Genomic DNA, 13,486 nt, shown 5'->3' on the forward strand with positions numbered 1-13,486 from the left:
CCCTTCCGAAAGCGGGGCGTGCTCTGCGGCTCCCCGGGTGATGATCAGCATCTTGAAGCGTGCAGCGGACGAGGTCACTGGCGTCGACGACCGCCACGGCACCGGAGTCTCGACGCGGCCCCCAGTGACGTGGTCCCTGTTCGCCTGCATGCTTGGTGTCGTGAACGAATCGATGAGCGCGATGGTGCGCCCCAAATGGCGCGAGGCGAAACCGTACATCAACGGAGAGACGACGGAGGTCGGATCGTTCCGGCACGTCCGCAACCCCGCGACCGGCGCAATCATCGGTACGGTCCAACTCGCCGAGGGAGAGCACGTCGACGCCGCCGTGGAGGCGGCGGAAGCGGCCTTCCCGGGGTGGCGTGACCGAACGCCGGCCGAACGAGGACGGCTGCTTCTCGACGCGTGCCATGCGGTCGAACGCGAGCTTGGGGAACTGGCCGCAACCATCAGCCTCGAGGTGGGCAAGGTGCGGCACGAGGCATTCGCCGACATCTCCGGATCGCTCGCGCTCCTGCGCACGTTCGTCGCACTCGTCGAGGAGGCCGACGCCAATGAAGACCAGACCGGCAAACCCGGCACCGGCGGCGCCGTGCGCGTCATCGTCCGGCGAGTTCCCGTCGGTCCCGTCGCCGTGATCGGGCCGTGGAACACTCCCGCGTTCCTGACGTTCAACGGTGTCGCACCGTCGCTGGCGACCGGTTGCACGGTGGTCGTGAAGCCGCCGGTCGAGGCGCCGCTCGCGCTGACCGCGATGCTCCGCATCCTCGCCGACCGACTGCCGCCCGGCGTGCTCAACGTGGTGCCCGGGCGTGGAGGGGTCGTCGGCCAGCGTCTCGCCGAGCATCCGCGCATTCGGGCGATCATGTTCACGGGGTCGACCGAGGTCGGCCGGAGCGTCGCGCGCGCGGCAGCCGGCACGGTCAAAAAGGTGGCACTGGAACTGGGCGGCAACGATCCGGCGATCGTGCTCGAGTCCGCGTCGGTCACGCCGGCGCTCATCACGGAGCTCGTTGCGGGCTCGTTCGCGATGACGGGCCAGATCTGTTTCAACATCAAACGCCTCTACGTGCACCGAAGCCGGTACGACGAGGTCGTCGCCGCCATGCGTTCTGCGCTCTCCTACCTCGTCGTGGGCGACCCGGTCGATGCAGGCGCGCACATCGGTCCGCTCGCGACGGCCGACGGGTACCGGAACGCCAAACGGCTGCTCGCGAGCGCACGAGCGGCCGGCGCGAACGTCGAGGAACTCGGCGTGCTGTCCGAGACGGTCGACCTCGACGCAGGCCAGTACATCAGGCCGACGATCGTGACGGGCATCCCCCGCGATCACGAGCTCGTGCTGGAAGAGCAGTTTGCACCGATCATGCCCATCCTCCCGTTCGACGACGACGCAGACGCGATCGCGGAGGCCAATGGCACCGAGTTCGGGCTGGCCTCGAGCGTGTGGTCGGACGACCTCGAGCACGCTGAGCGGGTTGCGCGACGAATCGAGGCGGGCAGCACGTTCATCAACGCCCATCGCCTCGGCGCCTCCGTGCCCCTCACCCCCTTCGGGGGCGTCAAACAGTCGGGGCTCGGGCGCACGCACGGTCATTACTCGATCGAGCACTGCACTGAGGAGCACGCGATCGTCGCGTTCGACGACGCCGCGGCGCAGTTGCCCGGCATCGATCACTGGCGGGCCATCACGGAAATGGCGCACAACAAGGAGGAACAGGCATGAGCGCACTCGACCACGGCGGCGCACCGGGCTGGGAAGACCGGCCGTACCGCCGGATCGCGACGGAGGAGGCCTACGCCCCTCAGGAGATGATCGACGAATACCTGCGGATGTTCCGCGAAGAGGACGTCGAGATCGGCTTCCGTTCGCTCATGGGCTATTTCCTGACCTCGGAGCACCCGCAGCCTCAGCGCGTCGTGCAGCGCCTCGCCGACCTCGGTGAACGGCGAATCGCCGATATGGACGCGGCGGGGATCGACCACCAGATCATCGCGCTGACGGCGCCGGGAACGCAGGTGCTCGATCCGGGGTTCGCGGAGGAACTCGCGACGCTCGCCAACGATCGCATCGCAGCCGCAGTCTCGGACCATCCGGCCCGCTACACGGGCCTTGCCGCCGTCGGCTTCGAGCGGGTCGACTCGGCCGTCGCTGAACTCCAGCGGGGGGTCACGGAGCTCGGCCTTCGAGGTTTGATCGCGAACTCGCACATCAAGGGCACCTACCTCGACAACCCCAAGTACGAGCCGATCCTGCGCACGGCGGCGGAACTCGACGTGCCCGTGTACCTGCACCCGCAGACGCTGCCGGACAATGCGATCGGCCCCTACTACGAGGCCGGCCTCGACGGCGCCGTGTGGGGATTCGCCGCAGAGACGGGCCTGCATCTGCTGCGCATGATCACGAGCGGGCTCTTCGATCGCATCCCGAACCTGCGCCTCGTGGTCGGCCACCTCGGTGAAGGCCTGCCGTACTTCCTGCACCGTATCGATCACATGCACGGCAAGCAGGTCGCGGCCGGGCGCTACGAGGCGACGAAGGCGCTCCGGCAGCCCGTGAGCGAGTACTTCCGGACCAACATCTGGCTGACGACGAGTGGCATGCCGTGGGAGCCGGCGATCTCGTTCGCCCGACGGGTCGTCGGGGCCGATCGCGTCATGTACGCCATGGACTACCCGTATCAGTACGTTCCGGAAGAGGTCGGCGAGATGGACGCCTTGCCGTACTCCGCCGACGAACTGCGTGCGTTCTATCAGACGATCGCGCAAGACGTGTTCGGCATCTGACCCGTGTCGTCACGATCGGATCAGGACCCGCTGTCACTGCCGGACGGCGTCTCACCGGAGGCCTTCGGCGCCATGCTCGCGGAGCTGAGGCGCGCACTCGGAGCGGACGCCGTCCTCACGGGCGACGACGCCGCCGAGTTCGGCGACCCGTACGACCCGTACGACCGCGACCACGTGCCATCGGCGGTCGTGCTGCCCTCGACGGTCGAGGGCGTGCAGACCGTCGTGCGGTCGGCGAACGCGCACGGCGTTCCGCTGTGGACCACCAGCCAGGGACGGAACAACGGCTATGGAGGGGGCGCACCCGTCGTCGGAGGGTCGGTCACGCTCAGTCTTCGGCGGTTGAACCGCATCCGTGAGCTCAATGATGAGCTCGGCTACGCGGTCGTCGAGCCGGGCGTGCGGTTCTTCGACCTGGCCGAGGCATGCCGCGAACGGGGCGGGGCATGGTGGCCGTCGTCGCCGAGTCTTGGGTGGGGAAGCGTGGTCGGGAACACGATCGACCACGGGTTCGGCTATACGCCGTACGGTGACCACGCCGCGCACGTGTACGGGATGGAGGTCGTGCTGCCCGACGGGGAGTTGCTCCGCACCGGTATGTGGGCGTCGACGCGCAGCACCTCGGCCCACGCCCACCCGCGCGGTTTCGGCCCGAACGTCGCGCCGCTGTTCATGCAATCGAACTTCGGCGTCGTCACTGCGATGGGCCGGCCGCTGCTGCCGCGGCCGGAGGTGTACGCGCCCGTGACGATCAGGGTCGCACGGCACGACGATCTGGAGCCGCTCGTCGACGCGATGCGGGTGCTGACGACCGAGGGGTCCATCGACAACATCGCGAACATCACCTCGGCCCTGGGCGCGGCGTCGATGCGCAAACCTCGTCGGGACTGGTACGACGGGCCGGGGCCGATTCCCGAGGACATCTACCGCGACATGATGCGCGAGGTCGGGTCGGGATGGTGGAACTGCACGGCGGCCATGTACGGCCCCCGTGCGGTGGTGGAGGCGAAGTTCGCCCGCGTCGAGCAGGTCGTGGTCGGGGCGATCCCGGATGCGCGCGTCAGCGTGAAATTCGTGCCGGGCGACGAAGCCGGGGGTGACACGCTCGAGAACCATCGCGAACGGATCATGACCGGCACTCCGAGCCTGGAGATGCTCGATACGACGACGTGGTGGGGCGAAGATGGCGGACACCTCGAGGTGTCGCCCATCGCACCCGCAACCGGCGCCGACGCGACGACGATCGCCGGCATCCTGCGTCCGATCGTGGAGGGCGAGGGGTTCGATCTCTGGGCGAGCATCTATGTCATGAAGCGGTCGCTCATGTACCTCGCCGTCGTGATGTTCGACCGCGCCGACCCGGCGCGCGTCGAAGCCGCATACCGGCTTGCACGACGGGCGTACCCGGCGCTCGCCGATGCCGGCTACACGCCGTACCGCGGAAACGTCAGGTACATGGACATGATGCAGGACACCTACGACTTCAACGATCACGCGATGCGCCGGTTCCTCGGCGAGCTGAAGGACGCGATCGACCCGGGCGGCATCCTGTCTCCGGGGAAGCAGGGCATCTGGCCGCAGCGGTTCCGCTGAACCACTGCGCCGCCGCCCGGGCCGCCGCGCGCTGTCCGAGGGCTCTCCTCGTCGAAACGAAGGGGCGGGATGCGGGCTCGGCCCGATACCCCGCCCCTTCGCGACGTCACCGTGCGGCGTGGTCCACGTTGTGCGCGAAACTCCCGTGGAAGGTGAACGGGGGCGAGTACGGGATCTTGGCGCGGGCGATCGGGCCGGCTGCGAGATCGTTGGCATCGAGGATCATGAGTTCGCCGCGGTTGGTGTGCAGGTGGCTCACGACGACGAGCACGAACCCGTCGCCCTCGGGCGCGTCCGCCGAGCGCGGCACGAAAACCGGCTCATGGGCGAGCGACGGCGGCGTCATCGGGAAGGTCGTCAGCTCGCGCGTCTGCCAATCGATGCGCGAGATGCCCTCGGCGCTCTTGTAGTAGCCGTAGCGATAGGCGCCCATCCCGAATCGATCGTCGATGCGCGGCATCTCGCCCACGGCGTCCTCGATCCGCTCGACGATCGGCTCGTCGACGTCACTCGACAGATCGAAGGTGAGACGGGTGATCTTGGCGAAGCTCTCGTCGACGTCGGTCGGCTGGCCGTTCACGTCGGTGAAGAACGGGAAGGCGTTGCCGGGTGAGACCGGCGCGTCGACGATGACTCGATCGCCGTCGGTGAAGGCGTTCATGATGTGCCCGACGACGACGTTCGGTGCGCGGAACCAGCGGATGTCCGCGACGGTGCCCGACCGCGGCATGATGCCCCACATCGAGGGCAGCTCGGGGTCGTAGGCGTAGAAGTCGCCGCCGGCCTTCGCCCGATCGAGATCGACCGTGAGCGGCTGGATATCGAAGATGACATGCTCCCGCGTGACGGCGAAGTCGTGCATCAGGCCCGGGTAGGGGGCCTCGAAGAGCTCCTCACGAACGAGGTTCAGGTCGCTGTCGGCGACGACGAGTGCCACTTCGCCCTCGAAACGACGCTCGGCGAAGAGTCCGAAGCACCACCACTCGCCGGTCACGGGGTCGACCTTCGTGTGCGCCGAGAGCGCCGTGCTTTTGAGCTTGCCGTCGAAGTCGAACACGTCGAGCGTTTCGAGCGTTTCCGGGTCGAGCTCGTGCGGGTGCGAGTCTTCACGAAGGGCGAAGAGCCGATTGTTGACCCACATCGCATACGTGTTCGCGGTGTTGTCTCGATCAGGGATCTTCGGGGCGTCCGGCTCGTCGGTGAACGGATTGCGGTACTCGTTGTACAAGCGCCTGCGCGCCTTGCGCTGCTCGAGGTACCTGCTCGTCTGCACGTACTTCGACGCGAAGTCGACGTGACCATCCTCAATGCGGAATTTCATGACGTAGCCGTCGCCGTTGATGATGTTGTCGTCGTCGCCGAGGATCGGGTAAAGCGTGTCGGGGCCGAGCCGGTAATACGTGCCGTTGAGCTGGGGCGGTACGACCCCTTCGAGCTCGCAGTCGTAGACCTCGGCCTCGAGCCGTACGGTCGGCAGCTTCTTGCCGTAGAAGCTTGGGAGCGGGTGGAAGTCGGGCTGGCGGTAGGGGCCGTGATTCTCGGATTCCCGTCGTGTGGTCTGCGTCGCCTGGTCGGTCATGTGAGTCACCTCGTCGTGATTGGTCGGGGGTCGCCCGTATTTCGGCTACTGCTTGTGAACGTCGCTTGCCGGCGGCATCGTGTAGTTGGGACGCGAGGTCAGGTGCAGCTCGCCCTGCCACGGAACCTGGTCGACCCCCGTCCATGCGTTGACGGTCAGCGACTCGAACTTCCAACGCCCCTCGCGTTTCGTGACGTGGTCGCGTCGCGTGCCGATGCCGAACACGAAGTTCGTGCGGTAGTCGGTGTTGAACTGCAGGATCTGAAAGAAGCACCGCACGTCGACGTCACCGGTGACGTCGTGCGGCTCCATGATGAAGTGATCCATCAGGTGCTGGCGGCCGTACCACCAGTGCTGCCGGTCGTTCCAGAGCGACTGCAGGTTCTCTCGGATGGCCTCGTGACCCTGCACGCGACCCTGCCACAGGTGATCGAACCAGGCCGACTCCGTGAAGGTCGAGAGGGCGAGATCTTCGTCGGCGAGGTCGATGCCCCAGGCATAGCGGGCGTAGAGCTCCATGATCTCGAGTCGGTCATCCGCGGGTAGCCGCCAGGTCTGCGTCATTGTCGTACTCCGTATCGGTCGTTCTGGATGTCGGCGACGTCGCCGTGGTTGGTCATCAGGGCCTTGCGGCGGACGAAACGGAGCATCGACTCGGGGCCCGTACGCGAACCGCCGACGCCCGAGTGCCCGAAGGAGTTCGTCCCGATCGTGCGCGATTTGCCGAAGGTCAGGAACGTGTCCTGGATGAACACCGAGCCGGCGTTGATGCGTTCCGCGATCGACAGTGCCTCCGTCTCATCGCCGGCGAGGACCGAGGCCGTGAGGCCGAAGGTCGTATCGTTCGCCAGGCGAACGGCCTCGTCGACCGTGTCGAACGCCATGACGGGGATCGTCGGTCCGAAGGTCTCGTCACGCATGATCCGCATATCGTGATCGACGTCGGTGAGGATCGTGGGGCGGAGGTACTGGCCTCCGTCGATCCGTTCGATCTCGCCACCGGTCACGATCTTCGCCCCCTTCGCGACCGCATCGTCGAGGTGCGAGCGCACGATCTCCGCCTGCGGAGCGAAGATGAACGGGCCGAGGTGGCCCTGCTTCGGGTCGCGGGCGTTGAACTCGACGCGCTCGGCCTTCTCGCGCAGCAGGTCGACGAACGCGTCGTGGATCGAGCGGTGGACATAGACGCGTTCGACCGAGTAGCAGACCTGACCCGTCGCGTACACGGCTCCCCGCAGCACGGAGGTCGTCGCCCGCTCGAGGTCGGCCGTCGAGGTCACGATCGCCGGGTCCTTGCCCCCGAGCTCGAGATAGGCGGGGATCAGCCGCTCCGCGCAGGCGACAGCAACCTTGCGTCCCGTGGGCACGCTGCCGGTGAAGCAGACCATGTCGACGCTGCCGGTCACGGCGGCTCCTGTTTCGCCGTCTCCGAGCACGAACCGAAACACGCTCGCGAGCTCCGGCACCGCACGCACCGATTCGAAGAGCGGCTCGAGAAACCGCGGTGTCACCTCCGACGGCTTCCAGATGACCGCACTGCCGGCGAACAGCGCCGGGATCGCGTCGAGCAGGCCGAGCATCATGGGTGCATTCCACGGCGAGATGACTCCGACGAGCGGGTACGGCACGAGCTGCGAGCGCACCTCCACGTGAGGCATCGTGACCGATGGCCGCTGCACGCTCGCCCGCTCCAGCACCGCAGCCGCATCGTCGATCCAGCCGTCGATGTTGGCGAGCGTGATGAATCCCTGCGACCACGACGTCGAGACGCCGCCGGTATCTGCGGCGTCTCGCTCGCCGAGCGCCTCCGCCCTGCGGAGGACTTCCTCACGCCAGCGGCGCATGACGTCGATCCGGCCCTCGATGCCGCGTGCCTGCCACGCGTGCTGCTCTTGACGCAGGGAAGCGCACGTTGCTCGCACCTCGTCCGCGCTCGCGGCCGTGATCGTGAACTCGGTCTCGCCGGTGCGAGGGTCCAGAACCGGGATGGTGCGAGTTAGCGTCATCGTGGGTGTTCTCCCTCGTCTTCCAAGCCGCCGATTGGCCGGCGAAGGTGAGCCCATCACTCTTCGCCCCTGGGGCGTCACGGCGCCGACGCCATGAGTTGCTGGACGCGCTGGTGCCGACGACAGGGTCCTGCGCGACTCGTCGCGGCTGCGCGGACGCTCGGTAGACTTGCGTCATCGCGGCACGACGAGGTGCCCGCGAGATGGGATGCGCTGCGGATGAAGTGGCTTGACAAGCTTCGACCAACGGGAGAGCCGTGGTCGCTCCAAGAGCTGATGGCGGTGAGTGCGAGCAGTCCGAGGCTGCTCGTGGAAGCGATCGAGGTGCTGGGCATGCAACCGGTCGCGTGGGTCGTCGAGACGAGCGCAGAGATCAACGCGGCGGTTGACGAGCGGGAGCGTCGCCGCGGCTTCCCGACATCGCAGACGGGGCGCTCGAAGCGGGCAACGGAGCGGGCTTTTCTCATGCTGCTCATGTCGATGCGCGGCGGAGGCTCGTCGTACCTGTCGGACGGGTTGCCGGACGAACTCCGCAGCATCGTGCGCGCGGACGTGCGGCACGGCATCGCGCTCGAGGTGCTCATGAACCGCGTGTGGACGGTGCACTCGGTCGCGAAGGAGACGCTGACGGAGAGCGTGCGCGCCGAAGTGTCCCCCGAGGAGCTCATCGACGTCCTCGCCGCGATCAACGAGGCCGCCTTCGACTTCGCGAACGTGTTCGTGCGCCTCGTTGCCGCGTCCTACGAGGAGGAGCAGCGTGCGTGGCGGCGGCGTCGCTCGGGGGAGCAGCGCGAGATCGTCGAGCGCGTCATCGCCGGCCACGAACCGCCAGAGGCGTGCGACGCGACGCTGCCCGTCCTCTGGGGCGGCCTGCACCTGTGCGGTGTCGCATGGCTGGACGAGACCGGACACAGCGAGTACATCGAACGCGAACTCGCAGACTTTGGGGCGAGGGCCGCGGGCCTCCTCGACGCGGTCGGCGTGTTCGTGCACGAGAGCCAAGGGCTGACCCACTTCTGGTGGAACTTCGACGCGGCGGCGCCGTGGCCGGATGCCGGATCGCTCGAGCACCTCGAGCGTCCGCCCGGAGTTCGCCTCGCAGTCGGGAGCGCCGGTCGCGGCGTCGACGGCTTCCGGGAGAGTTACCACGCGGCCGAGCAGACGGCGACGCTGAGGCATTGGCCGACGCCATACGACGTCGTGATCGCCGACGATGTCGCTCATCTCACGATGCTGCTCGCCGATCCGGACGCCGCTTGGAGGTTCGTGCGGCGCGAGCTCAGAGCGCTCGCGGGCGCCGAGACCCGGATCGCCGAGATCCGCGAGACGGTACGGCTTTACCTGTCCGGCGGCAACAGCCGGATCGCCGTCGCAAAGGCACTGCACCTCGCCCCCAACACGATCGCCTACCGCGTCGGCCAGGCGGGCGAGCTCCTCGGACGCAGTGTCGGCGACCGCCCGACCCAGGTGCTGCTGGCTCTTCAGCTCGTCGACCTCGTGCCGTCGCTCCTTGCAGAACGGCCCGAGCGGCTCCCCGCGTCGCATCCCCCGGCGCGGACGAACCAGCGCCAGCACGTGCCGGTCGACCGGTTGCCCCTCGAAGCGGTCCTTCGGGGTGCAGGAACCGGGGCCGGCAGCCTCGTCGGGCAGCGGGCAGCGAATTTCGCACCCTGAGGGGCGGCGGCGCGCACCCGCCGGGTGATCGACGAGTCCACGCGGACCACCGTTACGCCGCCCAACGGCCTCGCCCATCGTCACGTCGCCCACCGTCACGTCGCCCAACGGCCTCGCCCAACAGCACAGCGGGGGGCATCGCGTGAGCGATGCCCCCCGCTGTGCGTGGGAGTGACCGAACCTAGTCGGCGCGGTATGAGGTGCGGGCCTCTTCCGTCAGCGGCGCGGGCTGCACCGTTGCGCGGATCTTGACCTGCTTGTGGGCCTCGACCTGAGCCTTCTTCGTGGGCTTCGACTCGCCCCAGACGACCTCGACGACGTCGCCGTCCTTGAGGTCGGCGTCGACGACCGCGAGCGAAAGGATGGTGCGCTCGTTGGCCGAGTAGCCGGTCCAGGTCGAGCGGCCGACGAGCTTCCCGTCGAGCTCGACGCGGTCCACGTGGAACGTGTCGTAGAGCGACATGGGCAGGTTGAAGAACTTCGCGCCCTGACCGGCCTCGGTGAAGAGCGACGAGGCGACGGCGTTGCCCGCGTCCTCCTGGTTCCACACGAGGGTGACCTTGCGGTGCTTCGTCGACGTGCCGTCCTCGCCCATCTTCTCGAGCGCCTCACGCCCGATGAAGTCGTGGTCGAACTTGATGATGCGGCCGTAGTCGAGGTCGAACGGCGTGACGTAGTAGTCCTCGATGTTCTCCGACTCGAAGCTGCCACCGAGGGGAGCGTTCGTCTCGTAGGCCTTGTCGTCGAGCCACTCGCGGTACGCCGTGAGCTTCTCGCCGGTGTAGATCGCGGGCAGCGGGCGGGGGAGCCAGCCCGACTCGAGCGCGTTGGTGTGGTAAGCGCGGCCACCGACCTGCTTCATGCCGAACTTGGCGCCCGACTCGAGCAGCGCTCCGTGCACGGCCTCGTTGTCTTCCCACGGACCCCACAGCTCGAAGCCGGGCTCGCCCGCCATGCCGTGGCGAAGGGCGCGAACCTCTTTGCCACCGATGGTGAAGCGCGTCATGTGGAAGAACTTGAGCTTCGGCGCGGGCTGGCCGGTCGCGTCCTCGATGATGTCGAGGGCGCCGGGGCCCTGCACCTGGTAGCGGTAGACGCGCGGGTCGCCCTTGCGGTAGAGCGAGTTGTCGTCGCGCCAGACCTCGACGTCGTAGCCGCCGGTCTCGGCGTGGAAGTGGAGCCAGTTGATCGACGGCGGGATGCCGACGGCCTGGTACTCGTCCTCCTCCAGGTGGAAGAGGATGTTGTCGCCGATGACGTAGCCGTCGTGGTTCACGGCCACGTACTGCTTGGCCATGTCGACGGGGAACTTCTCGACGCTGTTGATGCCCGTGTCGCTGATGAGCTTCAGGGCGTCGGGGCCCTTGATGTTGAGGTCGGCCATGTGGTGCGACTGGTCGTACAGCACGGCGCTGGTGCGCCATGCGCGCTGCTCGTCGCGCCAGTTCGTGAACTCGGGCACCACGCGCGGAACAACCGCGGGCGGAGTGGGCGAGTCGCGAAGCAGCTTCTGAGCGTCGCCGGCGTTGGCGATCGCCTCTTCGAGGTTCTTTGGCACGTTTCCTCCTTGAATGGCCTGTCTCCAGGTGTGACATGACCAGTCTGGCCACTCCCGGCTCCCCAGTAAAGCGCGAGTTGTCAACATCCCACCTAAGCTGAACTCACAATGGGAAACGCGCCGTTCACACTTCGCCAGCTCGAGTACTTCGAAGCGGTCGCGAGCGAGGGCTCGCTCACCGCAGCATCCGTGCGGTGCCGCGTCACGCCCTCGGCCCTGACCCTGGCGATCGACGACCTCGAGCGGCACCTGCGCGTGCAACTGCTCGTGCGCAGGAAGGGCCGCGGCGTCACGCTGACCCGCGCCGGGAGCCGGCTGCTGCAGCGAGCGCGCGACGTGCTCGGCAGCGTGGACGCGCTGGCGACCGAAGCGTCACGCGAGATCAGCTCCGTCTCGGGCCGCTTCGTGGTCGGATGCTTCACGACGCTGACGCCATTCGTGGTTCCGGCGATCGTGGGTCGCTTTCAGCGCATCCATCCCGAGGTCGAGGTCGAGATCGCCGCCGCCACGGCCGACGTGCTCTATGACCAGCTCATGCAGGCGCGCGTGGACGTCGCGTTCCTCTACAGCGTCGACGTGCCGAGCTCGCTCGCCTTCGACCCGGTGCTGCAGCTTCGGCCGCATGTCATCGTGTCATCGACGCACCCGCTCGCCGACCGCCAATCCGTGTCGCTCCACGAACTCCAGGACGATCCGCTGATCCTGCTGGATGTGCCCCCGACGAGGCAGAACACGCGCGGGCTTTTCGACCGCCTCGGCTTCGAGCCGCGCGTGGCGCATACGTCGAGCAACTTCGAGACCGTGCGCTGTCTCGTCGCGTACGGCCTCGGCTACGCCGTCGAGTTCCAGCGGCCCGCCACGGCGCAGACGTACGCGGGGGCGGAGGTGCGCACGCTCGGGATTAGCGACGATTTGCCCGTCACGGTCCTCGGTCTCGCCCGGCCGCACGGTGCGGCCGAGACCGCTCGCTACGACGCGCTGAAGGCGTTCATCCGTCGGGGCGAGATCGGTGGCGAGCCCATCGTCGCGTGACCCCGGGCAGCGAAACGCGCGTCCGCGGTGCCTGAACGTGGCGGCTGCCGGTGGCGGGTCCCGGTGGCGGTGACACCGTCGACACCGTGGCAGTCTGAGTGCACGGAACGCGCGACGCACCGTCAGATTTTCCCGGGGTGGCGATGAGCCGCACTTGATTTGGCACCCGGCCCGACGATCTGAGCGACGTGCAGGGGCGCAGGCGTGCCGTCTCGAGGGACGAGGGTGCCAGGCAGGCAACTGTGGGGGCCCGCTTGTCGGCTTTACCCCTCGCAGGGTCGTGAGAAGGGCCGCCGCCGCGCGAGGGCCCGCGCCTGTGGGTCCTCCGGCGCCGATGCGCCGCTTAGCCGGGCCTGCGCCACGTAGCCGGGCCTGCTAGGCGGCAGGCGCGCCCACCACGAGCTGGCCGTCGCCCGAGCTGATCGTGACGGTGACCGACTGCGACTGACCGCCGTAGTCGAAGGTGCACTGGAACGACTGGCCCTGGGTGTTCTCGATCTTGTCCGGGCACGAGACCTCTTCGAGTTCGCTGAGGCCGAAGTCGTTTCGCAGCACCTCGGTCACCTCACTCTGCACGGCGCCCGGATTGAGGTCGCCAGGGGCTCCCGCGATGCCGATCAGCCATCCGACGAGGCCGCCGACCACGAGCGCCAGCGGCAACCCCGCGAAGAGGCCGACCTTGAGCGCGTTGCCCGGCCTGCGGGCTGGGCGGCCCTGTCCGCCCGGCCCACCCGGTGCGCCCATCGGGGCGGGGCCGCCCATCGGGCCGCCGGGGCGCGGGCCGCCGCCGGCCGGGCCGCCGAAGCCGGGGCCAGGGGCCCCGGTCCCGCCGGGGCGACCGAAGCCGGGGGCACTGGGTCCGCCGAAGCTGCCGCCCTGGCCGCCGAAGCCGCCGCCCGGTCCGCCGGGGGCGCCGAAGCCGGGGGCGCCCGGTCCGCCGGGGCCGCCGAAGCTGCCGCCCGGCCCCCCGGGGGCGCCTGCGCCACCAGGACGGCCGAAGCCGCTGCCCTGAGGGCCCGGTCCGCTGCCCGGGCCTCCGGGGCGGCCGAAGCCAGGCGCGCCCTGGCCGCCGGGGGCGCCGAAGCTGCCGCCGGGCGCGCCCTGCCCGCCGGGTCGCGCCGGCTGGCCTGGCGAACCTGGACCACCTGGTCCACCTGGCGTGCCGAAGCCGCCGCCCGTGCTGCCGAAACCTGAACTCATGGCGTGCTCTCCGTGCTTCCTGCCGACGTGCGAACGTGAACGCTGCGTGCATCCATA

10 protein-coding genes are annotated in these 13,486 nt (G+C 68.4%); 5 read left to right on the forward strand and 5 right to left on the reverse strand.

Going from position 1 to position 13,486, the window contains the following annotated elements; translation table 11 throughout:
• The first annotated feature begins 52 nt into the window (after positions 1 to 52).
• The 3 genes from F8O04_RS01475 to F8O04_RS01485 are packed head-to-tail and all read left to right on the forward strand — an operon-like array spanning position 53 to position 4,380.
• Entirely contained in the window at positions 53 to 1,726 is a 1,674-nt protein-coding gene (locus F8O04_RS01475) for an aldehyde dehydrogenase family protein (protein ID WP_188726342.1), read from the forward strand.
• Entirely contained in the window at positions 1,723 to 2,787 is a 1,065-nt protein-coding gene (locus tag F8O04_RS01480) for an amidohydrolase family protein (protein WP_158027542.1), read from the forward strand. Before F8O04_RS01475 ends, F8O04_RS01480 begins: the two co-directional genes overlap by 4 nt.
• Before the next feature lie 3 nt (positions 2,788 to 2,790).
• Positions 2,791 to 4,380, forward strand: coding sequence for an FAD-binding oxidoreductase (locus F8O04_RS01485; RefSeq protein ID WP_158027543.1), 1,590 nt, complete (start codon positions 2,791 to 2,793; stop codon positions 4,378 to 4,380).
• Between the two features lie 106 nt (positions 4,381 to 4,486).
• On the opposite strand, the gene F8O04_RS01490 is transcribed toward F8O04_RS01485, so the two are convergent.
• From F8O04_RS01490 to F8O04_RS01500, 3 genes are read right to left on the reverse strand one after another with little or no spacing between them, the layout of a single operon-like run.
• Positions 4,487 to 5,959 (reverse strand): carotenoid oxygenase family protein, encoded by a 1,473-nt coding sequence (locus F8O04_RS01490; RefSeq protein WP_158027544.1) that lies wholly within the window; start codon positions 5,957 to 5,959, stop codon positions 4,487 to 4,489.
• Between the two features lie 45 nt (positions 5,960 to 6,004).
• Positions 6,005 to 6,523 (reverse strand): nuclear transport factor 2 family protein, encoded by a 519-nt coding sequence (locus F8O04_RS01495; RefSeq protein WP_158027545.1) that lies wholly within the window; start codon positions 6,521 to 6,523, stop codon positions 6,005 to 6,007.
• A complete protein-coding gene (locus F8O04_RS01500; RefSeq protein ID WP_188726341.1) occupies positions 6,520 to 7,965 on the reverse strand; it encodes an aldehyde dehydrogenase family protein in 1,446 nt (481 codons plus the stop codon). The genes F8O04_RS01495 and F8O04_RS01500 overlap by 4 nt, the downstream gene beginning before the upstream one ends.
• A 219-nt stretch (positions 7,966 to 8,184) precedes the next feature.
• On the opposite strand from F8O04_RS01500, the gene F8O04_RS01505 reads away from it, so the two are divergent.
• Positions 8,185 to 9,639 (forward strand): PucR family transcriptional regulator, encoded by a 1,455-nt coding sequence (locus tag F8O04_RS01505; RefSeq protein WP_158027547.1) that lies wholly within the window; start codon positions 8,185 to 8,187, stop codon positions 9,637 to 9,639.
• Positions 9,640 to 9,820: 181 nt separating this feature from the next.
• Here F8O04_RS01505 and ligM read toward each other — a convergent pair whose 3' ends face one another.
• Positions 9,821 to 11,197, reverse strand: coding sequence for a vanillate/3-O-methylgallate O-demethylase (gene ligM / locus F8O04_RS01510; RefSeq protein ID WP_225734804.1), 1,377 nt, complete (start codon positions 11,195 to 11,197; stop codon positions 9,821 to 9,823).
• Between the two features lie 108 nt (positions 11,198 to 11,305).
• On the opposite strand from ligM, the gene F8O04_RS01515 reads away from it, so the two are divergent.
• The gene (locus tag F8O04_RS01515; RefSeq protein WP_158027549.1) at positions 11,306 to 12,229 is read left to right on the forward strand and encodes a LysR family transcriptional regulator; all 924 of its coding nucleotides are present in this window, start codon (positions 11,306 to 11,308) and stop codon (positions 12,227 to 12,229) included.
• 375 nt (positions 12,230 to 12,604) lie between these two features.
• On the opposite strand, the gene F8O04_RS14710 is transcribed toward F8O04_RS01515, so the two are convergent.
• Entirely contained in the window at positions 12,605 to 13,429 is an 825-nt protein-coding gene (locus tag F8O04_RS14710) for a DUF4333 domain-containing protein (RefSeq protein WP_188726340.1), read from the reverse strand.
• Between the last annotated feature and the right edge of the window lie 57 nt (positions 13,430 to 13,486).

Source organism: Pseudoclavibacter endophyticus (assembly GCF_008831085.1).
Taxonomy (GTDB): Bacteria; Actinomycetota; Actinomycetes; order Actinomycetales; family Microbacteriaceae; genus Pseudoclavibacter; species Pseudoclavibacter endophyticus.

Coding starts and splice junctions, on each gene's coding strand:
- F8O04_RS01480 (WP_158027542.1), top strand. CDS start 1,723: ATGAGCGCACTCGACCACGGCGGCGCACCGGGCTGGGAAGACCGGCCG.
- F8O04_RS01500 (WP_188726341.1), bottom strand. CDS start 7,965: ATGACGCTAACTCGCACCATCCCGGTTCTGGACCCTCGCACCGGCGAG.
- F8O04_RS01505 (WP_158027547.1), top strand. CDS start 8,185: ATGAAGTGGCTTGACAAGCTTCGACCAACGGGAGAGCCGTGGTCGCTC.
- F8O04_RS14710 (WP_188726340.1), bottom strand. CDS start 13,429: ATGAGTTCAGGTTTCGGCAGCACGGGCGGCGGCTTCGGCACGCCAGGT.
- F8O04_RS01515 (WP_158027549.1), top strand. CDS start 11,306: ATGGGAAACGCGCCGTTCACACTTCGCCAGCTCGAGTACTTCGAAGCG.
- F8O04_RS01490 (WP_158027544.1), bottom strand. CDS start 5,959: ATGACCGACCAGGCGACGCAGACCACACGACGGGAATCCGAGAATCAC.
- F8O04_RS01495 (WP_158027545.1), bottom strand. CDS start 6,523: ATGACGCAGACCTGGCGGCTACCCGCGGATGACCGACTCGAGATCATG.